We start from the raw sequence: 25,664 nt of genomic DNA on the forward strand, positions 1-25,664 counted from the left end.
ATCGAGATGAGCCGAACCATGTCTTGGACCTCTCGGGCCCTTCGGCCCTAGCGTCGGATCCATGGCTCTGGCAACGAAGACGGCATCGAAGGAACGATCACCGTCGACCTCCCGCCCCCGCGGCTTCTGGTCCTCGACCATCGGCAAGAAGACCGTCATGGCCGTCAGCGGTCTGATCATGCTCGGCTACCTGGTGGCGCACGTCGCCGGCAACCTCAAGGTCTTCTTCGGCCCCGAGGAGTTCAACGTCTACGGCCACTGGCTGCGGACCATGGGCGCCCCCGTCCTGCACTACTCCTGGGCTCTCTGGCTGGTCAGGATCGTGCTGCTGGCCGCCGTGATCGGCCACGCCGTCTCCGCGTACCAGCTCAGCAGGCGCGACATCAAGGCCCGCCCCACCGGCTACGTCCACCGCCGCAAGGGGTCCTCGTACGCCACCCGCACCATGCGCTGGGGCGGGATCATCCTGGCCCTCTTCATCGTCTGGCACATCCTGGACCTGACGACCGGCACCGTCCACTCCGGCGGCTTCCAGGAGGGCAGGCCGTACGAGAACGTCGTCGACACCTTCTCCACCTGGTACGGCAACGTCATCTACCTCGTCGCCATGCTCGCCGTCGGCCTGCACGTCCGCCACGGCTTCTGGAGCGCCGCCCAGACCCTCGGCGTCGGCAACGCCCGCCGCGAACGCCTCCTCAAGATCCTCGCGAACGGCCTCGCGCTCGTCCTGACCGCGGGCTTCGTCTCCGTACCCGTCGCCGTCATGACCGGAGTGGTGAGCTGACATGAGCTTCCTCGACTACACGACCGGCGAGCCGGTCGTCGACCACAAGGCCCCCGCGGGCCCCATCGCCGAACGCTGGGACACCCGCCGCTTCCAGGCCAGGCTGGTCAACCCCGCCAACCGGCGCAAGCACACCGTCATCGTCGTCGGCACGGGCCTCGCGGGCGGCTCCGCCGGCGCGACCCTCGCCGAACAGGGCTACCACGTCGTCCAGTTCTGCTACCAGGACTCCCCGCGCCGGGCCCACTCCATCGCCGCCCAGGGCGGCATCAACGCCGCCAAGAACTACCGCAACGACGGCGACTCCATCCACCGGCTCTTCTACGACACCGTCAAGGGCGGCGACTTCCGCGCCAGGGAGTCCAACGTCCACCGGCTCGCCCAGATCTCCGTCGAGATCATCGACCAGTGCGTCGCCCAGGGCGTCCCCTTCGCCCGCGAGTACGGCGGCCTCCTCGACACCCGTTCGTTCGGCGGCGTCCAGGTCTCCCGCACCTTCTACGCCCGGGGCCAGACGGGACAGCAGCTGCTGCTCGGCGCGTACCAGGCGCTGTCCCGGCAGATCGCCGCCGGCAACGTCGAGATGCACGCCCGCACCGAGATGCTCGACCTGATCGTCGTCGACGGCAGGGCGCGCGGCATCGTCGCCCGGGACCTGATCACCGGCGCGATCTCCACGCACTACGCGGACGCCGTCGTCCTCGCCAGCGGCGGCTACGGCAACGTCTTCTACCTCTCGACGAACGCCATGAACTCCAACGCCACGGCCGTGTGGCGGGCGCACCGGCGCGGCGCGTACTTCGCCAACCCCTGCTTCACCCAGATCCACCCCACCTGCATCCCGCGCACCGGCGACCACCAGTCCAAGCTGACACTGATGAGCGAGTCGCTGCGCAACGACGGCCGCATCTGGGTCCCCAAGGCCGAGGGCGACACCCGCCCCGCCGCCGAGATCCCCGAGGACGAGCGCGACTACTACCTGGAGCGGATCTACCCCTCCTTCGGCAACCTCGTCCCGCGCGACATCGCCTCCCGCGCCGCGAAGAACGTCTGCGACGAGGGCCGCGGTGTCGGCCCCGGCGGACAGGGCGTCTATCTCGACTTCGCCGACGCCATCCGGCGGATGGGCCGCAAGGCGGTCGAGGAGAAGTACGGCAACCTCTTCGACATGTACGAGCGGATCACCGCGGAGAACCCGTACGAGGTCCCGATGCGGATCTACCCGGCCGTGCACTACACGATGGGCGGGCTCTGGGTCGACTACGACCTCCAGACCACCGTCCCGGGCCTGTTCGCCATCGGCGAGGCCAACTTCTCCGACCACGGCGCCAACCGGCTCGGCGCCTCCGCCCTCATGCAGGGCCTCGCCGACGGCTACTTCGTCCTGCCCTCCACCATCAACGACTACCTCGCCCGCCACCCGGACGCCGAGCGGGTGACCGACGAGCACCCGGAGGTACGGGAGGTGCTCGCCGAGACCGAGGACCGGCTGAACCTGCTGCTCGCGGTCGACGGCGACCGGACCCCGGACTCCTTCCACCGCGAACTCGGCCAGCTGATGTGGGAGTTCTGCGGCATGGCCCGCACCGACGAGGGGCTGCGCAAGGCGCTGGACCGCATCCCGCAGATCCGCGAGGAGTTCTGGCGCCGCATCAAGGTCCCCGGTACGGGCGAGGAGTTCAACCAGTCGCTGGAGAAGGCCAACCGGATCGTCGACTACCTGGAGCTCGCCGAGCTGATGTGCCTCGACGCGCTGCACCGCGCCGAGTCCTGCGGCGGCCACTTCCGCGAGGAGTCGCAGACCGCGGACGGCGAGGCCGAGCGCCGCGACGAGGAGTTCTCGTACGCGGCGGCCTGGGAATTTCGGGGGTCTGGGGGGCGTCCCCCGGGAGAGCACGGCGGAGGCACCGGCGACGCCCCCGTCCTGCACAAGGAAGACCTCGCCTTCGAGTACGTCCACCCCACCCAGCGGAGCTACGCATGAAGCTCAACCTCCGCGTCTGGCGCCAGAAGAACGCCGACGCCCCCGGAGCCATGGCCACCTACGAGGTGGACGGCATCTCCAGCGACATGTCCTTCCTCGAGATGCTCGACACGCTCAACGAGGAGCTCACCCTGCGCGGTGAGGACCCGGTGGCCTTCGACCACGACTGCCGCGAGGGCATCTGCGGCGCGTGCAGCCTGGTCATCAACGGCGACGCGCACGGTCCCGAGCGCACCACGACCTGCCAGCTGCACATGCGGTCCTTCCGGGACGGCGACACCATCGACGTGGAGCCCTGGCGCGCCTCCGCCTTCCCGGTGGTCAAGGACCTGGTGGTGGACCGATCCGCCTTCGACCGCATCATCCAGGCCGGCGGCTACATCAGCGCCCCCACCGGCTCGGCCCCCGAGGCCCACGCCACCCCGGTGCCGAAGGCCGACGCCGACTTCGCCTTCGAGCACGCCGAGTGCATCGGCTGCGGCGCGTGCGTCGCCGCCTGCCCCAACGGCTCGGCGATGCTCTTCACCTCGGCGAAGGTCAACCACCTGAACGTCCTGCCCCAGGGCTCCCCGGAACGAGAGACCCGCGTCCTCGACATGGTCGGCCAGATGGACGCCGAGGGGTTCGGGGGATGCACCCTCACCGGAGAGTGCGCGACGGCGTGCCCGAAGGGCATCCCTCTGCCGTCGATCGCCGCGATGAACAAGGAATGGCTCCGCGCCCAGCGCAAGGCACGCGGCTGAATCCCGCGTTCCGGGCGCCGCGACCGCGACCGCTTTCGGACAGTCGGAGAGCGTGACGCCCGCCACGCGCCGCACCCCGGAGTGAAAGATCTTCATGGAATCGTCGTGTTCTCCGTAAGATCTTCACTCCGAGGTGTGCCGGCGCCGTCGCGCCGCAAGATCAACTCAGTTCAACTCTGTACATTTCGCTGGGAGTTGTCCATTTCGCGGCCAACCGTCATCAGGTGATTTCCGGCGCTCCGTCACCCTTGGGTATTGATGGTCCTGCCGGGGGCATATGACCAACCCCCGGTCGTATCCGACCATTTGGGGGGACTATCATGTCCACAATCACCCGCCGCAAGGCCCTCGGCGTCGCCGCGGGCGCCGCCGGTGCCGTCGCGGGCCTCGCCGCCGCAGGGGCCGCCGACGCGGCCGCGCCGCTCGCCGCGGCCCCGGCGAGCGGCTCCGCCCCGGCCTCCTTCGACGAGACCTACCTGGGGCGGCGCATCAAGGGCGGCCCCGCGCACGGCGGCGGCCACCACGGGGGGCACCACGGAGGTGGCTACTCCGTGACCATCGACGGCGAGGACCTGCACCTCATGCAGAACGCCGACGGCACCTGGATCAGCGTGATCAGCCACTACGAGCCGGTCGCCACGCCCAAGGCGGCGGCCCGTGCGGCCGTCCGCGAACTGAGGGGCGCTTCCCTCGTTCCGCTCACCCTCGTCTGACCCGATCCAGGAGCCGCACCACCATGACCGTACGCAAGAACCAGGCCACCCTCACCGCCGACGAGAAGAAGCGCTTCGTCGACGCGCTCCTCGAGCTCAAGCGCTCGGGCCGCTACGACGCCTTCGTCACCACCCACAACGCCTTCATCATGGGCGACACCGACAGCGGTGACAGAGTCGGCCACCGCTCTCCCTCGTTCCTCCCCTGGCACCGCCGCTACCTCATAGAGTTCGAGCAGGCCCTGCAGTCCGTCGACGCCACCGTCGCCCTGCCCTACTGGGACTGGACCGCCGACCGCACGGCCCGCTCGTCGCTCTGGGCCCCCGACTTCCTCGGCGGCACCGGCCGCGCCCGCGACGGCCAGGTGATGGACGGGGCGTTCGCCCGCAGCGGCAACCGGTGGACGATCAACGTCCGCGTCGACGGCCGTGACTTCCTGCGGCGCGACCTGGGCGCCGGTGGCCGTCAGCTCCCCACCCGCGCCGAGGTGGACACCGTCCTCGCCATGGAGACCTACGACATGGCGCCGTGGAACAGCTCGTCGGACGGGTTCCGCAACCACCTGGAGGGGTGGCGCGGCGTCAACCTCCACAACCGCGTCCACGTCTGGGTCGGCGGCCAGATGGGCACGGGAGTCTCCCCGAACGACCCCGTCTTCTGGATGCACCACGCCTTCGTCGACAAGCTGTGGGCCGACTGGCAGGCCCGCCACCCCCGGTCCGCGTACCTTCCGGCCGCGGGCACGCCGAACGTCGTGGACCTGAACGACACCATGCGGCCCTGGAACAACGTGACCCCCGCGGACATGCTGGACCACACGCGCCACTACACCTTCGACACGGCCGTCTAGGTCGTGTCCGGGAGGGCCGGCCCGGTGGCCGGCCCTCCGCCGGGGCCGTGACGGGCCCGGTGTCAGCCGCCGACCGCGCGCAGGGTGCCCGGGCGGCGGCCCGCGAGGCGGTCGAGGGCGATGGAGGACGCCTCGTCGGAGGGCAGCCGCACCACCAGCTGCTGACCGTCCGCCTCCGCCAGGTCGAGGACCTCGAACGCGAGGCGCAGCTCGCCGACCTCGGGGTGCACCAGGCGCTCGACACCCGAGCGGTCCGGCAGGACGCCCGAGGCGGCCAGCCGGTCCGAGAACGGCGCGCCCCCGGTGACCGTCAGCTCCCTGGCCAGCTCCGCCATCGTGGGGTCGGAGCCAGTGATGCCGAAGTACAGCGCCGCCACCTGCCGGTCCGCCACCCGGTCCCAGTCAGGGAAGACCTCACGGGCCCGGGGATCGGTGAAGACGTACCGCGGCAGGCTGGGCGGATCGCCGTCGAGGAGCCCGAGCGGCCCGGCGAGCCGGGCGTAGCCGTCGCTGTACGCGACGGTCTCGCCCAGCATGTTCGTGACGGCGGCCGGCGTCTCCCCGAGCCGGTCGACCAGGGCGCGCACCGTCGACCGCACCTCGCGGGCCGGCGCCGGAGCCGCCGCGCACAGGTGCTTGCCGCCGTCGGACTTCGCCAGCCGCCGCAGGTGCACACGGGCGTCGAGCTGCAGCCGCAGCGCGTCGCTGAGCGTGCCGAGGACCTGCGCGGAGGGGTTGCGGTCCCTGCCCTGCTCCAGGCGGGCCAGGTACTCGACACTGATCCCGGCCAGCATCGCCAGCTCCGCCCGCCGCAGCCCCGGCGTCCTACGCCGCGTCCCGGCCGGCAGCCCCGCCTCCGCGGGGGTGAGGGCCTCGCGGCGGGCGCGCAGGAACGCCCCCAGCTCGTTGTCGCTCATCCCTCGATCGTACGAGGCGGCACGCGCGCGAGGGTGGCCCTCTCACTACCACTCTCCGCGCTACCCGTCTGCGTGCTACCCCTCCCGGCACGGCCTTCCTCCCCGTGCGGCCAGGCAGCAGCGTGGAGCCATGACCAACGACGCACAGATCCCCACGACCGCCACCCCGACCGCGCTTCCGCTGACCGCCGGGCGCTGGACCTTCGACCCGCTGCACTCCGCCGTCGGCTTCACCATCCGCCACCTCGGCATCTCCAAGGTGCGCGGGCGCTTCAACGAGCTGAGCGCCGAGCTGGTCGTCGGCGAGAGCCTCGCGGACTCCTCCATCACCGCGACCGTCGCCCTCGCCTCGATCGACACCGGCAACGCGGACCGGGACGCACACGTGCGCGCCGCGGATCTCCTCGATGTCGAGAAGCGCCCCACCATGACGTTCCGGTCCACCCGGATCGGCGGCGCGGGGGAGGAGTGGACGCTTGAGGGCGACCTCACCATCGGGGACGTCACCCGCCCCATCACGTTCGACGTCGAGTTCGGAGGTGTCGTCGACGTCCCGGTGGACGGGAGCCGGCACGCGGGCTTCGACGCGACCGGGGAGTTCCGGCGCAGCGACTTCGGCCTCGACTTCGCGCCCGGCTTCCTCGGTGACGTGATCAAGGTGAGCCTGGAGGTCCAGTTCGTCGAGCCCAGGTAGACCTGGGTTCGAAGGCGTTCAGCCCGTCAGGGGCTGGAGGTCACCGGCCGTCGAGCCGGGCCGCGAGGTACGGTGCGGTCCGGCTCGCCGCCACCGCCGCCACGACCCGCGGCGGGCCCTCGGCCACGATCCGGCCGCCCTCCTCGCCGCCGCCAGGACCCAGGTCGATCACCCAGTCCGCGGTGGCGACGACGTCCATGTCGTGCTCGACCACGACCACGGTGTGACCGGCGTCGACCAGGCCGTGCAACTGGCGCATCAGGACCTCGACATCGGCCGGGTGGAGCCCCGTCGTCGGCTCGTCCAGGACGTAGAGGGTGTGGCCCCGGCGCGGCCGCTGGAGTTCGGCGGCCAGCTTGATGCGCTGGGCCTCGCCGCCGGACAGCTCGGTGGCCGGCTGCCCGAGCCGCAGATGCCCGAGGCCGACGTCGAGCAGCGTCCGCAGGCTCCGCGCGGCGGCCGGGGTGTCGGCGAAGAACCCGGCCGCCGACTCGACCGTCAGGTCGAGCACCTCGGCGATGGTGAGCCCGCGCCACCGGACCTCCAGGGTCTCCGGGTTGTAGCGGGCACCCCGGCAGTCCGGGCAGGGAGCGTACGTGCTCGGCAGGAACAGCAGCTCGACCGAGACGAAGCCTTCGCCCTGGCAGGTCTCGCACCGCCCGCCGCTCACGTTGAAGGAGAACCGGCCCGCCCGGTAGCCGCGGGCCCGCGCCTCCTCGGTGTCCGTGAACAGCTTCCGTACGACGTCGAAGAGGCCCGTGTACGTCGCCAGGTTGGACCGGGGAGTCCGGCCGATCGGTTTCTGGTCGACCGTCACGACCCGTCCCACACCGGCGAGTTCCTCGCGCAACTCGCCGACCAGCGTCGACTTGCCCGAGCCCGAGACGCCGGTCACCGCCGTGAGTACCCCGGTCGGGAACGCCGCGGTCACGCCCGTGAGGTTGTGCCGGGTGACCGGGCCGACGCGCAGCAGGCCCGTGCCGGAACGGGCCGCCCGCTCCGGCACGGGGGCGCGGTCGAAGAGGTAGCGGCGGGTCGCCGACTCCGTCACCTCCGCGAGACCGCCCGGCGGACCGCTGTGCAGCACCCGGCCGCCGTGCGTCCCGGCCCCTGGCCCGACGTCCACGATCCAGTCGGCGTGCCGGACCACGTCGAGGTGGTGCTCCACCACGAACACCGTGTTGCCGGCCGCCTTCAGCCGGTCGAGGACCACCAGGAGCGCCTCGGTGTCGGCCGGGTGCAGACCGGCGGAGGGTTCGTCGAGGACGTACACGACACCGAAGAGACCCGAGCGCAACTGGGTCGCGAGCCGCAGCCGTTGGAGCTCCCCGTTGGAGAGCGTCGGGGTGGCCCGGTCCAGGCTGAGATAGCCGAGGCCCAGTTCGGCGACCGTGCCGATCCGGGCGACGAGATCCTCGGTCAGCACCCGGGCGGTCTCCGAGCCGTCGTGCTCCGCCAGGAGACCGGCCAGGCCCGTCAGCGGCAGGGCGGCGAGATCGGCGATCGTCCGGCCGGCGAACGTCACCGCGAGCGCCTCGGGACGGAGCCTGCCGCCCCCACAGACCGGGCAGGGCGCGCTGGTGAGGAAGCGCTCCGCCTTCGCCCGCAGCGTGGCGCTCTTGGAGTCGGAGAAGGTGTGCATCACATAGCGCCGCGCGCTCATGTAGGTGCCCTGGTACGGACGTTGGATGCGTTCAGCGTCCCGTACCGGATGCACCGTCACGACCGGCTGCTCTTCGGTGAAGAGGATCCACCGCCGGTCCGCCTCGGGCAGCTCCCGCCACGGCCGGTCGACGTCGTGGCCCAGGGCGTCGAGCACATCACGGAGGTTCTTCCCCTGCCAGGCTCCGGGCCAGGCGGCGATCGCCCCGTCCCGGATCGACAACTCCGGGTCCGGTACGAGCAGTTCCTCGCTGGTCTCGTGCACCCGGCCGAGACCGTGGCACTCGGGGCAGGCGCCGGCGGCCGTGTTGGGCGAGAAGGCGTCGGAGTCGAGCCGCTCGGCGCCCGCCGGATACGTACCGGCGCGGGAGAACAGCATGCGCAGCGAGTTGGAGAGCGTCGTGACCGTGCCGACCGACGAGCGGGCGCCCGGCGAGGAACGGCGCTGCTCCAGCGAGACCGCCGGCGGCAGGCCGCTGATCTCGCCGACCTTCGGCGCCCCCACCTGGTGGATGAGCCGCCGGGCGTACGGCGCGACCGACTCGAAGAAGCGGCGCTGGGCCTCCGCGTAGATCGTCCCGAAGGCCAGGGAGGACTTGCCCGAGCCCGACACCCCCGTGAAGACGGCGATCGCGTCGCGCGGAATGTCCACGTCGACGCCGGCGAGATTGTGCTCGCGGGCGCCGCGCACACGGACGTACGGGTCGAAGGTGCCGGGGGAGCTGTGGGACATGCGCCAGATTCTAAGCGTTTTGCCTGGTCAGGCCGGTGTGAGGCCCGCCGTACGGGCGAGTCGGCGGTACGAGTCGAGCAGCGCCGCGCGGTCGTACGTACTGGTCGTCACCAGCACCTCCCGCGCGCCGCTCTCCTTCACCACCCGCTCCAGGGCCTCACCGACCTGCTCCTCCGTGCCGTACAGATGCCCCTGGAGGCCCGAGTCGAAGAACTCACGCTGCTTGTCGGTCATGGCGAGCCGCCGGACCTCGTCGGCGGGCGCGAGCGCGGGGAAGGCACCCCGCGTACGGGAGTACGCCAGCGACCACGCCTCCGGGACGAGGAGCTCCCGAGCCTCCTCCTCGGTGGCGGCGACCGCGACGGTACCCGCGATCACGACGTACGGCTCCACGGACCAGGGCGAGGGCCGGAAGGCGGAGCGGTAGTCGTCGATCGCGCGCAGCATCCGTTCCCGGCCGCGCAGGTCCCCGATCACCAGCGGCAGCCCGGCCCGGGCCGCGATCCGCGCGCCCTCGCCGGTGGCCAGCACGTAAGGCGGGACCCGCAGGCCCTCGGCCGGGCGCGCGTGCACCTGCGGATGGGAACTCTGGGTTCCGGTGAACCAGCCGAGCAGCTCGTCCAGCTGCTCGCCGAACCGGTCGGCGTCGTCCTTGTCCCGGCCGAGCGCCCGCCGGATGCCGTCGGTGAAGCCGACGGAACGGCCGAGGCCCATGTCGATCCGGCCGGGGAACAGCGACTCCAGGACGCCGAACTGCTCCGCGACGACCATCGGCTGGTGGTTCGGGAGCATCACTCCGCCGGTCCCGACCCGGATGGCCGAGGTCGCCGCGGCCACGGCGGCGGCCAGGACGGTCGGCGCCGAACCGGCGACGCCGGGCACGCTGTGGTGCTCCGACACCCAGAACCGGTGGTACCCGAGCGCCTCCACCTCCCGCGCCAGGTCCACGGTCGCGCGCAGGGCGACGGAGCCGTCCTCGCCCTCCCGGGTGCGGGAGCGGTCGAGCACGGAGAGACGGATGCCGTCGGCGGAAAGAGTCACATGGGGTTCAACGCCCCAGGTCGCCGAGGATTCCCGGCGCGGGGACGGGGCACGGTCCGGAGTTGCCTAGGCTGTCCGGGTGACCCGTACCAGCAGTGCCGACAGGCCCCTCGCCGTCTTCGACCTCGACAACACGCTCGCCTCCACGGCGCACCGGCAGCGCTTCCTGGAGGGCAAGCCGCGCGACTGGGCCGCGTTCTTCGCTGCGGCGCCCCAGGACCCGCCGCTCGCGGAGGGTGTCGCCCTGTGCCGGGAGGCCGCCGAGGAGTGCGAGACCGTGTATCTGACGGGCCGGCCCGAGCGCTGCCGCCGGGACACCGTCGCGTGGCTCGCCGCGCACGGGCTTCCCGAGGGCGCTCTGCACATGCGGCGCGACCGGGACTTCCGCCCCGCGCGTGTGACGAAGCTGGAGATCCTGCGCCGCCTCGGCCGCGACCGTGAGATCCGGATGCTCGTGGACGACGACGAGCTGGTCTGCGACGCGGCGGAGGGGGCAGGCTTCACGGTCGTACGGGCCCGCTGGGCGACGGCCTCGGAGGCGCTCAGGGACGCCCAGGAGAAGGAGGGCCGGACCTGACCGGCGCCCGCCCGCCCGGCGGGGCCGGGCGTCCTACTCGCCCTCCTCCAGCCGGAAGCCGACCTTCAGGCCGACCTGGAAGTGCGCGATCGCGCCGTCGACCAGGTGGCCGCGGACCTGCGTCACCTCGAACCAGTCGAGACCGCGGAGCTTCTGCGAGGCCCGCTCGATGCCGTTGCGGATGGCCTGGTCCACGCTCTCCGTGGACGTGCCGACGATCTCGGTGACGCGGTAGGTGTGGTTCGACATGGGGGCCGGATTCCTCTCCGTGGGGGTCATTCCACGGTGCCCCACGGAGCCCCGGTCCGCGACACGTCGGACGCGCCCGGGAGGCGGGCTCAGTACGCGTCCCCCTCCGTCGAGGAGGTCACGACGCCGTCCTGGGTGAAGTCGAGGCGCGAGACGATCCGGTACCGGTCGCCCCGGTACACCGAGTGGACGTACTCGACGGGCCGGCCCGAGGTGTCCAGGGTGAGCCGCTCGATCAGCAGGGCGGGGGAGAGGACGGGGATGTCGAGGAGCCCCGCCTCGTCCTCGCTGACGACGGTGGGCTCGATGGACTGCGTCGCCTCGCGGACGTGGATCCGGTGGTGGTCGCGCAGGTGCTCGTAGAGATCGCCGGCCTCCAGTTCCTCCGTGGTGAGCGTCGTGGACAGCAGCTCCGCCGGGATGTGGAGGTGCTCGATGGCCATGGGCGAGCCGTCGACCAGGCGCAGCCGGGCGATGTAGAGCAGCTCGGCGGCCGGGGAGATCCTGAGCTTCCTTCCGATCCGCGCCCCGGCCGTCGTCCGGACGCACTCGATGACCCGGCTCGACCAGGTGCCCGACGCCCGCGGGACCGTGAACGCGCTGTCCAGTGGCATGAGTTGCTGAGTGATCTTGGCCGGTGCGACGAACGTGCCGCGGCCCTGCTCCCGTACGAGCGCGCCCGTCGCGACGAGTTCGTCGACCGCGGCGCGCAGTGTGGGTCGCGAGACGCCGAGGTCGGCGCAGAGCGTGCGTTCGGACGGGATCGGCATGCCGGGTCCGCGGGCCTCGATCAGGCCCAGTAGGTGCTCCCGTACCCGCTCCCGCTTCAGCACCCCGCCCGAGGGGCTGTCGTTCATGTGCTCTCCCTGGCTCCCCTGACTGGTCAACTGGTAAGCCCCATCCTAGCCATGGTCGGTGCCCGGCTGATCCGTGAACAGCGCATATTTTTACGGGGGTTGACGGCCCGATTGGTCTATGCCACCTTCTGGGCGCGCAGCTGACCACCTGACCAATTGGTCAATCCTTCTCCTTCGAGGTGCCCGTGAAGATCAGCTCCCTCGCCGCCCCCGTCGCCCTCGCGACCGCCCTCGCCGTCTCCGTCACGGCCTGCGGCTCGACGGACGACCCGAAGTCCGGCGCATCCGGCAAGGTGACCGTCTGGATCATGAAGGACAGCGTCACCGACGACTTCCTCTCCCGCTTCCGCGCCGACTTCGAGGCGACGCACCAGGGCACCACCCTCGACATCCAGATCCAGGAGTGGGACGGCATCGGCGAGAAGGTCACGGCGGCCCTGGCCAGCAAGGACGCCCCTGACGTCATCGAGGTCGGCAACACCCAGATCGCCCAGTACGCGGCGAGCGGAGGCGTGCGCGACCTCAGCGACAAGGTCGCCGACCTGAACGGCGCCGACTGGTTGCCCGGACTCGCCGAGCCCGGCAAGGTCGACGGCAAGCAGTACGGCATCCCCTGGTACGCCGCCAACCGGGTGGTCATCTACCACAAGGACCTCTTCGCCAAGGCCGGCGTCACCGCCCCGCCCAGGAACCGCGCCGAGTGGCTCACCGTCACCGCGAAGCTCAACAAGGGCTCGACGCAGGGCATCTACCTGCCCGGACAGAACTGGTACACCCTCGCCGGCTTCATCTGGGAGGACGGCGGCGACCTCGCCGTACGCGACGGCGAGACGTGGAAGGGCGCGCTCGACACCCCGCAGGCCCTCGCGGGCATGGACTTCTACCGGCAGCTCCAGGCCCTCGGCAAGGGGCCGAAGGACTCCGACGAGGCCAAGCCCCCGCAGGCCGACGTCTTCGCCAAGGGGGACGTGGCCCAGATCATCGCCGTGCCCGGCGGCGCGAAGATCGTCGAGGAGGCCAACCCGGCGCTCAAGGGCAAGCTGGGCTTCTTCCCGATCCCCGGAACCACCGCGGACAAGCCCGGCGCCGTCTTCACCGGCGGCTCCGACCTCATCGTCCCCGAGGCCTCCGCCCACCCCGACGCCGCCTACGAGGTCGTCAAGGCGCTCGCGGGGGAGAAGTGGCAGACGGAGATGGCGAAGGCGATGAGCTACGTCCCCAACCGCACCTCGCTCGCCCGCGTCATCCAGGACGACGAGGGCACCGCCGCCATGGCGGCGGGCGCGGCCCAGGGCCGGGCGACCCCCAACTCCCCGCAGTGGGCGGCCGTCGAGGCCACCAACCCGATCAAGCAGTACATGACGGCCGTGCTCACCGGCACCGACCCGGCGCGGGCCGCCAAGGACGCGTCGGAGAGCATCACCAAGACCCTCGGCTCGTGAGCGGGCGGCGCCGGGCCGCCCTCTGGCCCTACCTCCTCGTCGCGCCGACCGTCCTCGGCGGCGCCCTGCTCCTCGGCTACCCCCTCGTCCGCAACCTGCTGATCTCCCTCCAGCACTACGGCATGGGCGAACTCATCAGGGGCGGGGCGCCGTTCGTCGGGCTCGCCAACTACCGGACCGTCCTCGCGGACCCGGAGTTCTGGGAGGTCGTCCGGCGCACCTTCTGGTGGACCCTGATCAACGTCGTCCTGATCATGGTGATCGGCACCCTCGTCGCGCTGATGATGCGGCGGCTCGGCCGGCGGATGCGGATCGTGGTGACGAGCGGGCTCGTGCTGGCCTGGGCCAGCCCGGTCATCGCCACCACCACCGTCTTCCAGTGGCTCTTCGCCTCGCGGCTCGGCGTCGTCAACTGGGTGCTCGTACGCCTCGGGTTCACCTCCTACGAGGGCTACTCCTGGCTCGCCGACGGCACCGCCGCCTTCACCGTCCTCGTCCTGCTCGTGGTCTGGCAGTCGGTGCCGTTCGCCGCGATCACCCTGCACACGGCCCTGCTGACCGTTCCCGAGGAGCTGTACGAGTCGGCCCGGCTCGACGGAGCCGGGGCGGGGCGGATCTTCCGCTCGATCACCCTGCCCCTGCTCCGGCCGATCTTCGGTCTCGTCCTCTGCCTCGAAGTGATCTGGGTCTTCCGCTGCTTCGCCCAGATCTGGGCCGTCACCCGCGGCGGCCCCGGCGACGCGACGACCACGCTGCCCGTCTACGCGTACCGGGTGGCCCAGTCCCTGCACCGCTACGACCTCGGCTCGGCCGTCTCGACCCTGACCGTGCTCCTCCTGGTCGCCGTGCTGATCGCCTACTTCCGCCAGCTGTTCCGCCAGGAGGCCGACCGGTGACTCCCCGCGCCCTGCGCCGCGTTCCCCTGAACACGGCCGCGTCGATCGTCTTCGTCCTCGCCGTCTTCCCCGTCTACTGGATGGTCCTGACCGCCTTCAAACCCACCCCCGACATCCAGGCGGAGACCCCGGTCTTCCTGCCCACCTCCCTCACCCTGGAGCACTTCGCGCACGCCGTCGAGGCGGACGGCTTCTGGCTCTTCTGGCGCAACAGCCTGCTCGTCACCGCCGGTTGCGTCCTGCTGGCTCTGGTCGTGGCACTCAGCGCGGCCTTCGCCGTCGCCCGGATGCGCTGGCGCGGCCGGCGCGGCTTCGTCCTGATGGTCTTCGTGGCCCAAGTGGCCCCGTGGGAAGCACTGTTGATCCCCATGTACGTCATCGCCCGGGACGCCGACCTGCTCGACAGGCTGGCCACCCTGACGCTGATCTACTTCATGGTCACCCTGCCCTTCACCATCGTCACCCTGCGGTCCTTCCTCGCAGCCGTCCCCGCCGAACTCGAAGAAGCCGCACAGGTCGACGGCTGCACCCGCGCCGAGGCGTTCCGCCGGGTGACGCTGCCGCTGCTCGCGCCCGGTCTGCTTGCCACCTCGCTCTTCGGATTCATCACCGCCTGGAACGAGTTCGCCTTCGCCAACATGCTCATCATCAAGAACCAGGACGACCGGACCCTTCCGGTCTGGCTCTCCTCCTTCTCCAACGTCTTCGGCACCGACTGGGGCGCCACCATGGCCGCCTCCACCCTCTTCGCCCTGCCCGTCCTCGTCCTCTTCCTGGTCCTGCAGGGCCGGGTCGCCGCCGGGATGACCGGCGGAGCCGTGAAGGGATAACGAGCCACCATGCGCCCCCACCCCACGCCCTCGCTCGTGCCCGAGCCCACCCAACTCACCTCACTGCCGGGCAGTTTCACCTTCGACGAGACCGTCACGCTCAAGGTCGGCACCGGCGCCCACGGCGCCGCCGATCTGCTGCGCACCCTCCTCCGGCCCGCCACCGGTCTGACGCTGCCCGAGCGTCCCGACGGGTCCGTCGTCCTCGCGGTCGACCCGGCCCTCACCGGCCTCGGCGAGGAGGGATACGGCCTGACCGTCGGCGCGCGGGCGGTGCTGCTACGGGCCGCCACCCCGCGCGGCCTGCTCGCCGGCGTGCAGACGCTCCGTCAGCTCCTGCCCGTCGAGGCCCTCCTCGACCACCCGGTCGCCGGCGTCGAGTGGACCGTGCCCTGCGTCCAGATCACCGACGTGCCCCGGTTCTCCTGGCGCGGCACCATGCTCGACGTCTCCCGCACCTTCCGGTCCGTCGACTTCCTCCGCAGATACGTCGACCTGCTCGCCCTCCACAAGCTCAACGTCCTCCACCTCCACCTCACCGACGACCAGGGCTGGCGCATGCCGGTCGCCGCCCGCCCCCGGCTCACCGAGATCGGCGGCCATCCGCACGGCGGCGCCTACACCCGTACCGAACTCGCCGCCCTCGTACGGCACGCGGCCGCACGCGGCATCACCGTCGTGCCCGAGATCGAGATGCCCGGCCACGTCAGGGCCGCCCTCGCCGCCTACCCCTCGCTCGGCAACCGGCCGGACCGCACCCTCCCGGTCTGGGACCGCTGGGGCGTCTGCGACACCGTCCTCGGCGTCCACGACGAGGTCCTGGACTTCTGCCGGGACGTCCTCGACGAGGTGATGGACGTCTTCCCCTCGCCGTTCGTCCACATCGGCGGCGAGGAGTGCCCCACGACCGAGTGGCACGCCTCGCCCGCCGCCCTCCGGCGCGTCGCCGACGAGGGACTCGACGGGCCCGACGCCCTGCACGGCTGGTTCATGGAGCGGATCGGCGGCCATCTCCGCGACGCCGGCCGCCACCCGCTCGGCTGGACCGAGACCGGTGCCGACCTCCCCGCGTACTTCACCGTGATGCCCTGGCGCGACTCCGCCCACGGCCGCACCGCAGCCCGCCGCGGCCACCGCGTCGTGATGGCGCCGCACCGCTCCACCTACCTCGACTACCCCCAGTCGGCGAGCCCCCACGAGCCGCCCGGCCAGCCCGGCGCGGTCGTGGACCTGCGCACCGTGCTCGCCACCGACCCCGCGCCCGCCCACTGGAGCCCGGAGGAGAGCGCTCGGGTCCTCGGCACCCAGGCCCAGCTGTGGACGGAGTACGTCCCCACCGGCGCCCACGCCGAGTACCTGGCCTTCCCCCGGCTCTGCGCCCTCGCCGAGACCGCCTGGACCGGCCGCCGGGACTGGCCCGGCTTCCGGGCGCGGCTGCACCACCACCGGACCCGGCTCGACACCCTCCGGGTGCCGCGCCGCCTTTCCCCCACCTCCGTCCAAGGAGAGGAATCCTCATGAGTACCCGAACGCGTACCCGACAGACGACGCTGCGGATACGGGCCGCGCTCGCCGTCGCCGGTGTGACCGGCCTCGGCGCCACCGCCCTGACCGCGCTGCCCGCAGCCGCGGCCGGCGAGGCCGTGACCGTGCAGTACCGGCAGAGCGCCACCGGGAGCGACCAGGCCGAGCCGTGGTTCAAGGTCGTCAACTCCGGTACGGCGAGCGTCCCGTTGAGCCAGGTGAAGCTGCGGTACTACTTCAAGGCCGACGCGGGAGCCTCGTACACCTACGCCTGCTCCTGGGCGGTGAAGGGCTGCGCGAACCTCACCGGGACCTTCGGCACCCTCGCCCACCCCACGGCCACCGCCGACCGCTATCTGGAGGTCGGCTTCACCGCGGGCGCCGGCAGCCTCGCCCCCGGCGCCGACACCGGCGACATGCAGCTGCGCTTCCACCGCTCCAACTGGCAGCCGCTGAACCAGAGTGACGACTACTCCTTCGGCCCGACGCAGACGACGTACGCGAACTGGAGCAAGGTCACCGCCACCGTCGGCGGCGTCCAGGTCTGGGGCACGGCACCCGAGGGCAACGAGCCGACCCCGACCCCGACGCCCACCGACCCGACCACCCCGCCGCCCACCGGCGGGCCCGCGCTCTTCGACGACTTCGACTACACCGGCCACACCGACCCGGCGATCGCCGCGCACGGCTGGAGCGTGCGGTCCAACTCCGGCGGTCCGGGCGTGCCGGGCGCCGCCTGGGCGCCCGAGAACGTGACCTTCGCCAAGGAGGGCACCAACTCGATCATGAACCTGCGGACCTCGACGGCCGGCACCGCCGAATCCACCCGGCAGACCGAGATCCTCACCCGGTCCATGAAGTTCAAGAACGGGACGTACGCGGCCCGGGTCCGCTTCTCCGACGCGCCGCTCTCCGGACCGGACGGCGACCGGCTCGTGCAGACCTTCTTCACCATCAACGACCTCAAGGCGCCGATGGCGGACGACTACGCCGAGTACGACTTCGAGTACCTGCCCAACGGCGGCTGGGGCGAGCCCGCGAACATCCTCTACACCACCTCGTGGGAGACCTACCGGCCCGACCCGTGGGAGGCCGTCAACCAGCACTCCGAGGTCCGGGCGAGCTACGCGGGCTGGCACGACCTCGTCCTGACCATCGACGACAGCACGATCGTCTACTACGTCGACGGCCAGGAGTTCGGCCGGCACGACGCCCGCTATCTGCCCGAACGCCCGATGTCCATCAACTTCAACCAGTGGCTCATCGACCTCCAGGGGCAGACCTCCACCACGCCCCGGTCCTACGACCAGAAGGTCGACTACGTCCTGCACGTGAAGGACCAGGTCCTGACCCCGGCGCAGGTGGCCGCCAAGGTGGCGGCGTACCGGACGGCGGGCACGGCCTTCGAGGACTCCGTACCGGCCGTCTGACGTCACGGGCTCCGTGCTACCTGCGGTAACGGGCAGGCGCCTGGTGTGCGCCTGCCCGGAACCGGGGCGTCCGGGGCTTGACCGCTCCGTTGGTCCAGACCAGAATCCAACCCACACACCCGCACGAACACGCCGTTCGGTCCCCCCACGACGGGTCAGCTCCCCAACCGCAGTCCCTCCATGGGACGCAGAAGGTGACCTCCGTGAAGAACCGACACCTGGTCTGTCCGCTGGCGACCGCCCTCGCCCTCGCCGGCTGCGGGCTCCTCCCCGGCTCCGGCGACGCGACCCGCACGGTCAACGTCTGGCTGATGCGCGACAGCGTCAGCGAGGACTTCCTGCAGCGCTTCACCGCCGACTACGAGGCCCAGCACGAGGGCGTCGAGCTGAAGTTCACCTTCCAGGAGTGGACGGGCATCGGCAAGAAGGTCACCGAGGCCATCCGCGGCGAGGGCGGCCCCGACGTCATCGAGGTCGGCAACACCCAGGTCGCCCAGTACGCCGACACCGACAAGCTCTACGACCTGACCCTGGAGTCCGTGCGCGACCTCGGCAGCTCCGACTGGCTGCCCGGTCTCGCCGAGCCCGGCCGCATCGGTGGATCGCAGTACGGCATCCCCTGGTACGCCGCCAACCGCGTGGTGATCTACCACAAGGACCTCTTCGCGCAGGCCGGCGTCACCAAGCCGCCCGCCACCCGGGCCCAGTGGCTCGACGACACCGAGAAGCTCAACCGCGACGGATCCCAGGGCATCTACCTCGCCGGACAGGACTGGTACACGCTCGCCGGGTTCATCTGGGACGAGGGCGGCGAGCTGGCCGTGGACAAGGGCGGCGACTGGACCGGCGCCCTGGACAGCCCCGCCGCGCTGCGCGGCATGGACTTCTACAAGGAGCTGCAGTCGCTCGGCTCGGGACCCAAGAACGCCGACGAGCAGACACCGCCCCAGGCCGAGGTCTTCGCCAAGGGCGACGTCGCCCAGATCATCGCCACCCCGAGCGCCGTCGCCGCCATCACCAAGGCCAACCCCGAGCTCGAGGACAAGCTGGGCTTCTTCCCGATACCCGGCAAGAAGGCCGGTCGGCCCTGCGCCGTCTTCACCGGCGGCTCCGACCTGATCGTCCCGGAGAACGCGCCGCAGCGGAACGCCGCGATCGAGGTCGTCAAGGCCCTGGCCGGCGAGAAGTGGCAGACGGAACTGGCCCGCGCCATGAACTACGTCCCCAACAAGACCTCCCTCGCCTCGGTCGTCGAGGGCCAGGAGGCCACCGCCGTCATGGCCGTCGGCGCCGCGCGCGGCAAGGCCACGCCCAACTCGCCGCAGTGGGCCGACGTCGAGGCCGCCAACCCGATCAAGCCCTACATGACCGCCGTGCTCCAGGGCGAGGACCCGAAGAAGGCCGCGGAGGCGGCCTCGACCCGGATCACGCAGGCCCTCGCGGAGTAGCGCGGGAGCCGGAGCGGCGGGGCGGGGGAGCAGGTCGGGGCGGGGGGACAGGGAGGGGCGGAGGAGCAGCGGGGCGGGGGAGCAGCGGGTTGCGGGCGAGCGCCCGGAACACGGCAGGCCGCGCGGGGTCCACCGACCACAGCATTCAGCGCCTACACACCCGCGATCCCCCGAACGGTCATGTCGAATCCAATCGGCCACGGAAGAAGTAAGGAGCCGGACCACCGCTCACCCGGTCCGGCCCTCACCGTCCCCCTTCCGTACGCCGGAGGAGCCCGACATGCCCGCACCGTCCCCCGCAGCCACTGTCGCACCCGCTGTCCCCGTCCCCGCCGGTGTCCCCCTCATGAGCCCCCCGCTGACGGGCGCCCCGCTCACGGGTGTCCCGGCGCAGCCCCAGCCCCTCGCCGCGGACAGGACCGCCGATGAGCCCCGCTACATCGTCTGCCTCGCCCGCGACCAGGACGACGTCCGCGCCGCCCAGCGGCTGCGCCACCAGGTCTTCGCCGGTGAGATGGGCGCCCACCTCGACGGACCCGAGCCGGGCCTCGACATCGACGCCTTCGACGCCTACTGCGACCATCTGCTCGTCCGCGAGGAGACCACCGGCGAGGTCGTCGGCACCTATCGGGTGCTGCCGCCGGACCGCGCCCGGGTCGCCGGCCGCCTCTACTCCGAGAGCGAGTTCGACCTCGGCCGCCTCGGCCCCATCCGCGACGACCTCGTCGAGGTGGGCCGCTCCTGCGTCCACCCCGCGCACCGCAACGGCGCCGTCATCGCCCTGATCTGGGCCGGTCTCGCCCGTTACATGACCCGCACCGGCCACAACTGGCTCGCCGGGTGCTGCTCGATACCGCTGTCCGACGGCGGCACGCTCGCCGCCGCCACCTGGGACCGGGTCAAGGCCAAGCACCTCGCCCCCGAGGAGTACTGGGTCACCCCGCACAAGCTCTGGACCCCGGACGGGATCGCCCGCCCCGAGGGCCGCGTGGAACTCCCGCCGCTGCTGCGCGGCTACATCCGGCTCGGGGCCTGGGTCTGCGGAGCCCCCGCCCACGACGTGGACTTCGGGGTCGCCGACCTCTACGTCCTGCTGTCGCTGCGCAACACCAACCCCCGCTACCTGAACCACTTCCTCTCCCTCGCCCCGGCGCAGTGACCACCGCCGGCCCCGTCTCCCCCTGGCTGCCGACGTCGCCGTGCGCGCCCGACCCCTGCGCACGGCACTCAGGACCGGTCGCGGGATCCGTCCTCGCGGTGCTCCGGCTGGTCCTGGGCATGACCGCCGTCCTCGCCGGGGTGGTGCTCTCGCCGCTGGCGGTGCCGCTGCCCTCCGCCGGTCGGCGGGCGCTCGTCCGGGTGTGGTGCCGGCTGGTCCTGCGGTCCTTCGGCGTCCGGGTCGTGGTCACCGGCGTCCCCGCCCCGGCGGACACCCCGTTCCTGATCGTCGCCAACCACATCTCCTGGCTGGACATCCCGCTCGTCGCCTCGGTCCTCCCCGGGCGCATGCTCGCCAAGCGGGAGGTCCGGCAGTGGCCGGTGCTCGGCCCGCTCGCCGCGCGGGGCGGCACGATCTTCATCGACCGGGACCGGCTGCGGGCGCTGCCCGACACCGTCCGGACGATGGCCCGGGCCATGGCCGGCGGCGGCCGGGTGGTCGTCTTCCCCGAAGGGTCGACCTGGTGCGGCCGGGGCGGTGGCGCCTTCCGGCACGCGGCGTTCCAGGCCGCTCTCGACGCCTCCGTGCCGGTGCTACCGGTACGGCTCGAGTACCGGCCGGTCGGGCCCGCGGCCTTCGTGGGGGAGGATCCGCTGGGCGCCTCGCTCTGGCGGGTCGTCGCCGCCCGCGGACTCACCGCCGAAATTCGGATACTGGATCCAATATCCACGATCCAGTATCCGAACCGTCGTGCGCTCGCTCAGGCGGCTCAGCGCGCCGTCGCCAGCGACAGCGCGAACCGCCCCTCCTTGTCCGTCCACCAGCGGGTCAGTTCAAGCCCGGCCTCGGCCAGCTCCGCCCGCACACCCGCCTGACGGAACTTCGCCGACACCTCCGTCCGCATCTCCTCGCCCGCCTCGAACGGCACCACGAGATCCAGCTGCGGGATCTTCACGGTCAGCGCGTGACGCGCCCGCAGCCGCATCTCGATCCACTCCCGCTCCCGGTCCCAGAGCGCCACGTGCTCGAAGTCGTCCGGCTCGACGTCCGCGTCCAGCTCACGGGCGATGACGGCCAGCACGTTCTTGTTGAAGGCCGCCGTCACCCCGGCCGCGTCGTCGTACGCGGCGACCAGCGTCGCCTCGTCCTTGACCAGGTCCGTGCCGAGCAGCAGCGCGTCGCCCGGCGCCAGCATGGCCCGCACCGAGCGCAGGAACGTCTCACGCTCGCCGGGCAGCAGATTGCCGATCGTGCCGCCGAGGAACGCCACGAGGCGCGGCCCCGGTGTCCCCGGCAGGGCGAGCCCCTGGGTGAAGTCGGCGACCAGGGCGTGGATGTGCAGCTGCGGCCGGTCCGCGATCAGCGCGTCGGCCGCGCCCTTCAGCGCCGACTCGCTCACGTCCACCGGCACATAGCTGTCGAGCCCCGGCAGCAGGGCGTCGATCAGGAAACGGGTCTTCTCCGAGGAACCCGAGCCCAGCTCGACCAGGGTCCGCGCGCCCGTCACCGCCGCGATCTCCGGCGCCCGGTCGATCAGGATCTCCCGCTCGGCGCGGGTCGGGTAGTACTCGGGGAGCCGGGTGATCTCCTCGAAGAGCTCACTGCCACGCGCGTCGTAGAACCACTTCGGCGGCAGCTCCTTGGGTGTACGAGTCAGGCCCTGGAGCACGTCGGCGCGCAGGTCGGCCTCCGTGGCGTCCTCGGGAAGGGTGCGGGTCAGCTGGAACGGACTCACGAGGACTGCTCCTTGAGCGAGGTGAGGGTGACATCGGTACGGGTGGCGGTCAGCAGCGTGCGGTCCGGCACCTCGTGCCAGCGTGGGTCGTCGTCGTACGGTTCGGAGGCCACGACCGTGCGGGCCGAGCCCGGGGGGCCCGGCTCCGTCCGGTACCAGAGGGAGTCCCCCCAGGCGGTCGCCGCGATCGTGGCGCCGTCGGTGAGCAGCAGGTTCAGCCGGGATCCCGGGGCCGCCTCGGCGACCTCCGCCACGGTGTTCCCGAGCGCCCGGTCGAGACCGTCGCCCGCCCGCAGCCGGCGCAGCACCAGCGCCCACACCAGGGCCGAGTCGGTACGCGCCGCCAGGGAGAGCAGCTCCTCGGACGGCAGTGTCGCCGCCACCGGGCCGAGGGAACCCGGCCAGTCCCGCACCGATCCGTTGTGGCTGAACAGCCACGGCCCGGAGGTGAACGGGGCCGCCGCGGCCTCCCCGTCCGCCCCCGGCACCGTCGCGTCGCGCACGGCGGCGAGGAACGCCTCGGCGCGCACCACGCGCGCGAGGTCCAGGAAGGCGACATCGGCCCAGATGGGCACGGCGCGGCGGTAGCGCGCGGGTACCGGATCGTCCTCGGCGTACCAGCCGATCCCGAATCCGTCCGCGTTGACCGTGCCGTGCCGCTGCCGACGCGGCTCCCAGGACTGCCGGTACAGCGCGTGCGGTGGTCGCGCGAGCAGCTCACCGAGCGCCACCGAAGGTCCCAGATACGCCAGATGGCGGCACATCAGGAGAGCTCCGCGTCACGCGCGGTGCGGAATCCGGAGAAGATCTGCCGGCGCACCGGCAGGTCCCAGTTGCGGAAGGTGCCCCGGCAGGCCACGGCGTCCACCGCGAACGACCCACCGCGCAGCACCTTGTGCGCGGGTCCGAAGAAGACCTCCGAGTACTCCTTGTACGGGAAGGCCCGGAAGCCCGGGTACGGCAGGAAGTCGCTGGCCGTCCACTCCCACACGTCCCCGATCAACTGCCGTACCCCGAGCGGCGAGGCGCCCTCGGGATAGCTGCCGGCGGGGGCGGGCCGCAGGTGCCGCTGGCCGAGGTTGGCGTGCTCGGGCGCCGGGTCGGTGTCGCCCCACGGGTAGCGGCGCGAGCGTCCCGTCGCCGGGTCGTGCCGGGCCGCCTTCTCCCACTCGGCCTCCGTCGGCAGCCTGCGCCCGGCCCAGCGTGCGTAGGCGTCCGCCTCGTACCAGCTGACGTGCACCACCGGCTCGTCCTCGGGCACCGGCTCCGTCACCCCGAACCGGCGCCGTGTCCACTGCCCGCCGTCCCGTCGCCAGAACAGCGGCGCGCCGATCTCGTGGTTGCGGATCTGCTCCCAGCCCTCCGCCTGCCACCAGCGCTCGTCCGTGTAGCCACCGTCGGCCACGAACGCCATGTACGCGCCGTTGGTGACCGGCACGGTGTCGATGAAATACGACGGGACGAACCGGCTGTGCGCCGGGCGCTCGTTGTCCAGCGCCCAGGCCTCGTCCGATGTGCCCATCGTGAACGCTCCGCCGGGCACCAGGACTTCGGAGGGCAGCGGACCGGTCTCCGTGGCGGGCGGCGGGGGAGCGGTCAGGGCCTGCGGCCCCTTCCGAAGCTGATGGGTGATCAGCATCGTCTCGTCGTGCTGCTGTTCGTGCTGGGCGATCATCCCGAAGGCGAACGCGGCCTCCACCAGCGGCCGGCCCTCCAGCGGGGTCCGCTCCAGGACGTCCAGGACCCGTCCCCGTACGTCCGAGGCGTACGCGCGGGCCTCCGCGGGCGGCAGCAGCGGCAGCGTGGGGCGGCTGGCGCGGGGATGCTCGAAGGCGTCGTAGATCGAGTCGATCTCCGGACGCAGCGCGTCACGCCCCGCGACCGCCCGCCACAGCCACTGCTCCTCCTGGTTGCCGATGTGGGCCAGGTCCCACACCAGCGGGGACATCAACGGAGAGTGCTGCGCGGTGAGTTCGTCGTCCTCGACGCAGGAGGTGAGGAGCGCGGTGCGGGCCCGCGCGGTGGTGAGCGCGTCCAGCGCCCGCCGCCGCAGGACCGTCGGGTCGTCGGTCACGGTCATGACGCCACCTCCAGGAGATCGTCGGCGGGACAGCTGCCTGGCAGGACGTAACGCTCGTGGAAGGCGGCGACGGCGGCGACGACGGCCGGGCTCGCGCCGATCCGGGGCAGCGCTTCGAGTGCCGCCGGGAACGCCACCAGGGCCGCGGCGTGCAGTTCGGGGTCCGCGAGGCCGTCCCGGGCCGCCGCGAGCCAGAGCGGATTGCGCGGAGCCGCCAGTGAACCCGCCCGCTCCGCCAGGGGCTTGACCGCCCGGTAGACCGTCTCGGCCGCCTCCGGGTCCTCGAAGAGCGCGGTGGTCACGGCCACCGGCACGACCCAGCCGTCGGGGCCGGGCTGAGCGTCGATCATCCGCAGCTCCAGATGCCCGCGCGGCCGCACCGGCGGGAAGAGAGTCGTCAGGTGATAGCGCAGATCGTCCTCGTCGGCGGGCCGGGGACGCCCGGTGCGCAGCCACTCCCGGAAGGTCAGCCCCTCCGGGACGTCCCACGGCGCGTCCTCCTCGCCCCGTACGCACATCACCGGGGTGTCGAGGACGTGCGCGGCCCAGGCGGCGCGCGGCTCGCGCCCCGGATCGGGGGCGAGGGCCCGCGCCGGGTCGAGGTCGGTCCACAGGGCCTGCCGGGTCGAGCGCCAGCCCGTCCGGCGGCCGCCGTGCAGGGGAGAGTTGGCGAAGGCGGCCACCAGGACGGCGCCGAGCAGATGGGCGAGCTGCCAGCGGCGGTGGTAGCCGAGCGGCCCAGGCTCCTCGTGCCCGGCGTCCAGGCACACCTGCACGGAGGCCGAGTCGCGCATCATGGCCCGTCCGGCGGGACCCGTTCGGTCCAGGGCGGTCTCCATCGCGTCGTAGCGGGGCTCGCGCAGGAGCCGCTCGCGCGGCGCGTTCCAGGGATCGACCCCGTAGCCGCTGAGGGAGAGTCCGAGGGGGGTGAGCGCGTCACGCACCGTGCGCAGATCGGCCGAGAGAGTGTCGACGCAGCTCATCAGGGAGTCGGCGGGAGGCGAGCTGAGCTCCAGCTGTCCGCCGGGTTCGAGGGTGATCAGGGAGGCGAGGGACAGGGACCGTACGGTGTCGAAGGCCGGCGCAAGGCGCTCGGCCGGGACGGGGAGCCGCGGGTCGCGCAGCTCGTGGACGAGCCATTCCACCTCCACCCCGACGGTGCGGGGCGGGCCCGTCTTGAAGCAGATACATCGCAGCAGGTCTTCGGCCTCGTCCTCGTTGATGGCCGGACCGCTCCGCGGTATACCGCTCGGCGACATGTCGTCTCCTCCTGTTCCGGTCGGCGTTCGGACTGGTGTTCCGATGGGCGTCCCGA

The 25,664-nt window shown here is 72.0% G+C and carries 24 protein-coding genes; 15 read left to right on the top strand and 9 right to left on the bottom strand.

The features are described from left to right. Positions 1 to 61: 61 nt before the first annotated feature. From ACF09C_RS08080 to ACF09C_RS08100, 5 genes are all read left to right on the top strand, one after another. Complete coding sequence (locus tag ACF09C_RS08080; RefSeq protein WP_392090004.1) at positions 62 to 784, top strand: succinate dehydrogenase; 723 nt, start codon at positions 62 to 64, stop codon at positions 782 to 784. A 1-nt stretch (position 785) separates the two neighbouring features. Then, on the top strand, positions 786 to 2,768 hold the full coding sequence (locus ACF09C_RS08085) for a fumarate reductase/succinate dehydrogenase flavoprotein subunit (protein ID WP_392090007.1): 1,983 nt from the start codon (positions 786 to 788) through the stop codon (positions 2,766 to 2,768). Then, positions 2,765 to 3,511: a succinate dehydrogenase/fumarate reductase iron-sulfur subunit gene (locus ACF09C_RS08090; protein ID WP_392090010.1), complete on the top strand. Its 747-nt coding sequence runs from the start codon at positions 2,765 to 2,767 to the stop codon at positions 3,509 to 3,511. The genes ACF09C_RS08085 and ACF09C_RS08090 overlap by 4 nt, the downstream gene beginning before the upstream one ends. Before the next feature lie 320 nt (positions 3,512 to 3,831). Continuing rightward, positions 3,832 to 4,224: a tyrosinase cofactor gene (locus ACF09C_RS08095; protein ID WP_392090012.1), complete on the top strand. Its 393-nt coding sequence runs from the start codon at positions 3,832 to 3,834 to the stop codon at positions 4,222 to 4,224. A gap of 23 nt (positions 4,225 to 4,247) precedes the next feature. After that, positions 4,248 to 5,075 carry a tyrosinase family protein gene (locus tag ACF09C_RS08100; RefSeq protein WP_392090014.1) on the top strand — a complete coding sequence of 276 codons (828 nt, stop codon included), beginning with the start codon at positions 4,248 to 4,250 and terminating at the stop codon, positions 5,073 to 5,075. Positions 5,076 to 5,137: 62 nt separating this feature from the next. On the opposite strand, the gene ACF09C_RS08105 is transcribed toward ACF09C_RS08100, so the two are convergent. After that, positions 5,138 to 5,992 (bottom strand): helix-turn-helix domain-containing protein, encoded by an 855-nt coding sequence (locus tag ACF09C_RS08105; protein ID WP_392090016.1) that lies wholly within the window; start codon positions 5,990 to 5,992, stop codon positions 5,138 to 5,140. Positions 5,993 to 6,122: 130 nt separating this feature from the next. Here ACF09C_RS08105 and ACF09C_RS08110 point away from each other — a divergent pair, with 130 nt between their 5' ends. Continuing rightward, the gene (locus tag ACF09C_RS08110) at positions 6,123 to 6,686 is read left to right on the top strand and encodes a YceI family protein (RefSeq protein ID WP_392090018.1); all 564 of its coding nucleotides are present in this window, start codon (positions 6,123 to 6,125) and stop codon (positions 6,684 to 6,686) included. 40 nt (positions 6,687 to 6,726) lie between these two features. On the opposite strand, the gene ACF09C_RS08115 is transcribed toward ACF09C_RS08110, so the two are convergent. Both ACF09C_RS08115 and ACF09C_RS08120 read right to left on the bottom strand, forming a co-directional pair. Then, entirely contained in the window at positions 6,727 to 9,081 is a 2,355-nt protein-coding gene (locus ACF09C_RS08115; RefSeq protein ID WP_392090021.1) for an ATP-binding cassette domain-containing protein, read from the bottom strand. 27 nt (positions 9,082 to 9,108) lie between these two features. Beyond that, positions 9,109 to 10,122 (bottom strand): LLM class flavin-dependent oxidoreductase, encoded by a 1,014-nt coding sequence (locus tag ACF09C_RS08120; protein ID WP_392090025.1) that lies wholly within the window; start codon positions 10,120 to 10,122, stop codon positions 9,109 to 9,111. Positions 10,123 to 10,201: 79 nt separating this feature from the next. Here ACF09C_RS08120 and ACF09C_RS08125 point away from each other — a divergent pair, with 79 nt between their 5' ends. Beyond that, on the top strand, positions 10,202 to 10,699 hold the full coding sequence (locus ACF09C_RS08125) for a hypothetical protein (protein WP_392090026.1): 498 nt from the start codon (positions 10,202 to 10,204) through the stop codon (positions 10,697 to 10,699). 33 nt (positions 10,700 to 10,732) lie between these two features. Here the strand turns inward: ACF09C_RS08125 and ACF09C_RS08130 are convergent, their stop codons facing one another. Together ACF09C_RS08130 and ACF09C_RS08135 are read right to left on the bottom strand one after the other, a co-directional pair. Then, on the bottom strand, positions 10,733 to 10,948 hold the full coding sequence (locus ACF09C_RS08130; protein ID WP_392090029.1) for a dodecin: 216 nt from the start codon (positions 10,946 to 10,948) through the stop codon (positions 10,733 to 10,735). Between the two features lie 89 nt (positions 10,949 to 11,037). Beyond that, complete coding sequence (locus tag ACF09C_RS08135) at positions 11,038 to 11,805, bottom strand: GntR family transcriptional regulator (RefSeq protein WP_392090031.1); 768 nt, start codon at positions 11,803 to 11,805, stop codon at positions 11,038 to 11,040. A 185-nt stretch (positions 11,806 to 11,990) separates the two neighbouring features. Between ACF09C_RS08135 and ACF09C_RS08140 the strand changes: the two genes are divergently transcribed. The 8 genes from ACF09C_RS08140 (at position 11,991) to ACF09C_RS08175 (ending at position 21,409) form a co-directional block, all read left to right on the top strand. Then, positions 11,991 to 13,247: an extracellular solute-binding protein gene (locus ACF09C_RS08140; RefSeq protein WP_392090034.1), complete on the top strand. Its 1,257-nt coding sequence runs from the start codon at positions 11,991 to 11,993 to the stop codon at positions 13,245 to 13,247. Beyond that, positions 13,244 to 14,143 (top strand): carbohydrate ABC transporter permease, encoded by a 900-nt coding sequence (locus ACF09C_RS08145; protein ID WP_392090036.1) that lies wholly within the window; start codon positions 13,244 to 13,246, stop codon positions 14,141 to 14,143. Before ACF09C_RS08140 ends, ACF09C_RS08145 begins: the two co-directional genes overlap by 4 nt. Then, positions 14,140 to 14,973 (top strand): carbohydrate ABC transporter permease, encoded by an 834-nt coding sequence (locus ACF09C_RS08150; RefSeq protein WP_392090038.1) that lies wholly within the window; start codon positions 14,140 to 14,142, stop codon positions 14,971 to 14,973. Before ACF09C_RS08145 ends, ACF09C_RS08150 begins: the two co-directional genes overlap by 4 nt. Positions 14,974 to 14,982: 9 nt before the next feature. Continuing rightward, positions 14,983 to 16,494 carry a beta-N-acetylhexosaminidase gene (locus tag ACF09C_RS08155; protein WP_392090039.1) on the top strand — a complete coding sequence of 504 codons (1,512 nt, stop codon included), beginning with the start codon at positions 14,983 to 14,985 and terminating at the stop codon, positions 16,492 to 16,494. Next, positions 16,491 to 17,927, top strand: a complete 1,437-nt coding sequence (locus tag ACF09C_RS08160) for a cellulose binding domain-containing protein (protein WP_392090041.1) — start codon at positions 16,491 to 16,493, stop codon at positions 17,925 to 17,927. Before ACF09C_RS08155 ends, ACF09C_RS08160 begins: the two co-directional genes overlap by 4 nt. Positions 17,928 to 18,130: 203 nt before the next feature. Continuing rightward, positions 18,131 to 19,375, top strand: a complete 1,245-nt coding sequence (locus ACF09C_RS08165) for an extracellular solute-binding protein (RefSeq protein WP_392090043.1) — start codon at positions 18,131 to 18,133, stop codon at positions 19,373 to 19,375. Positions 19,376 to 19,655: 280 nt separating this feature from the next. Then, on the top strand, positions 19,656 to 20,534 hold the full coding sequence (locus ACF09C_RS08170; RefSeq protein ID WP_392090045.1) for a GNAT family N-acetyltransferase: 879 nt from the start codon (positions 19,656 to 19,658) through the stop codon (positions 20,532 to 20,534). Further along, the gene (locus ACF09C_RS08175; protein WP_392090047.1) at positions 20,531 to 21,409 is read left to right on the top strand and encodes a lysophospholipid acyltransferase family protein; all 879 of its coding nucleotides are present in this window, start codon (positions 20,531 to 20,533) and stop codon (positions 21,407 to 21,409) included. The genes ACF09C_RS08170 and ACF09C_RS08175 overlap by 4 nt, the downstream gene beginning before the upstream one ends. Here ACF09C_RS08175 and egtD read toward each other — a convergent pair. The 4 genes from egtD to egtA are packed head-to-tail and all read right to left on the bottom strand — an operon-like array spanning position 21,304 to position 25,608. Further along, positions 21,304 to 22,269 carry an L-histidine N(alpha)-methyltransferase gene (gene egtD / locus ACF09C_RS08180; RefSeq protein WP_392090049.1) on the bottom strand — a complete coding sequence of 322 codons (966 nt, stop codon included), beginning with the start codon at positions 22,267 to 22,269 and terminating at the stop codon, positions 21,304 to 21,306. The genes ACF09C_RS08175 and egtD overlap by 106 nt on opposite strands. After that, on the bottom strand, positions 22,266 to 23,033 hold the full coding sequence (gene egtC / locus ACF09C_RS08185) for an ergothioneine biosynthesis protein EgtC (protein WP_392090051.1): 768 nt from the start codon (positions 23,031 to 23,033) through the stop codon (positions 22,266 to 22,268). Before egtC ends, egtD begins: the two co-directional genes overlap by 4 nt. Then, positions 23,033 to 24,349, bottom strand: coding sequence for an ergothioneine biosynthesis protein EgtB (gene egtB / locus ACF09C_RS08190; protein ID WP_392090053.1), 1,317 nt, complete (start codon positions 24,347 to 24,349; stop codon positions 23,033 to 23,035). The genes egtC and egtB overlap by 1 nt, the downstream gene beginning before the upstream one ends. Then, positions 24,346 to 25,608 carry an ergothioneine biosynthesis glutamate--cysteine ligase EgtA gene (gene egtA / locus ACF09C_RS08195; RefSeq protein ID WP_392090055.1) on the bottom strand — a complete coding sequence of 421 codons (1,263 nt, stop codon included), beginning with the start codon at positions 25,606 to 25,608 and terminating at the stop codon, positions 24,346 to 24,348. Before egtA ends, egtB begins: the two co-directional genes overlap by 4 nt. Positions 25,609 to 25,664 lie beyond the last annotated feature (56 nt).

Source organism: Streptomyces sp. NPDC014870 (genome assembly GCF_043081505.1).
Taxonomy (GTDB): Bacteria; Actinomycetota; Actinomycetes; order Streptomycetales; family Streptomycetaceae; genus Streptomyces.

Coding starts and splice junctions, on each gene's coding strand:
- ACF09C_RS08095 (WP_392090012.1), top strand. CDS start 3,832: ATGTCCACAATCACCCGCCGCAAGGCCCTCGGCGTCGCCGCGGGCGCC.
- egtC (WP_392090051.1), bottom strand. CDS start 23,033: ATGTGCCGCCATCTGGCGTATCTGGGACCTTCGGTGGCGCTCGGTGAG.
- ACF09C_RS08115 (WP_392090021.1), bottom strand. CDS start 9,081: ATGTCCCACAGCTCCCCCGGCACCTTCGACCCGTACGTCCGTGTGCGC.
- ACF09C_RS08130 (WP_392090029.1), bottom strand. CDS start 10,948: ATGTCGAACCACACCTACCGCGTCACCGAGATCGTCGGCACGTCCACG.
- ACF09C_RS08080 (WP_392090004.1), top strand. CDS start 62: ATGGCTCTGGCAACGAAGACGGCATCGAAGGAACGATCACCGTCGACC.
- ACF09C_RS08170 (WP_392090045.1), top strand. CDS start 19,656: ATGCCCGCACCGTCCCCCGCAGCCACTGTCGCACCCGCTGTCCCCGTC.
- ACF09C_RS08085 (WP_392090007.1), top strand. CDS start 786: ATGAGCTTCCTCGACTACACGACCGGCGAGCCGGTCGTCGACCACAAG.
- ACF09C_RS08155 (WP_392090039.1), top strand. CDS start 14,983: ATGCGCCCCCACCCCACGCCCTCGCTCGTGCCCGAGCCCACCCAACTC.
- ACF09C_RS08135 (WP_392090031.1), bottom strand. CDS start 11,805: ATGAACGACAGCCCCTCGGGCGGGGTGCTGAAGCGGGAGCGGGTACGG.
- egtB (WP_392090053.1), bottom strand. CDS start 24,349: ATGACCGTGACCGACGACCCGACGGTCCTGCGGCGGCGGGCGCTGGAC.
- ACF09C_RS08110 (WP_392090018.1), top strand. CDS start 6,123: ATGACCAACGACGCACAGATCCCCACGACCGCCACCCCGACCGCGCTT.
- ACF09C_RS08160 (WP_392090041.1), top strand. CDS start 16,491: ATGAGTACCCGAACGCGTACCCGACAGACGACGCTGCGGATACGGGCC.
- ACF09C_RS08100 (WP_392090014.1), top strand. CDS start 4,248: ATGACCGTACGCAAGAACCAGGCCACCCTCACCGCCGACGAGAAGAAG.
- egtA (WP_392090055.1), bottom strand. CDS start 25,608: ATGTCGCCGAGCGGTATACCGCGGAGCGGTCCGGCCATCAACGAGGAC.
- ACF09C_RS08105 (WP_392090016.1), bottom strand. CDS start 5,992: ATGAGCGACAACGAGCTGGGGGCGTTCCTGCGCGCCCGCCGCGAGGCC.
- ACF09C_RS08090 (WP_392090010.1), top strand. CDS start 2,765: ATGAAGCTCAACCTCCGCGTCTGGCGCCAGAAGAACGCCGACGCCCCC.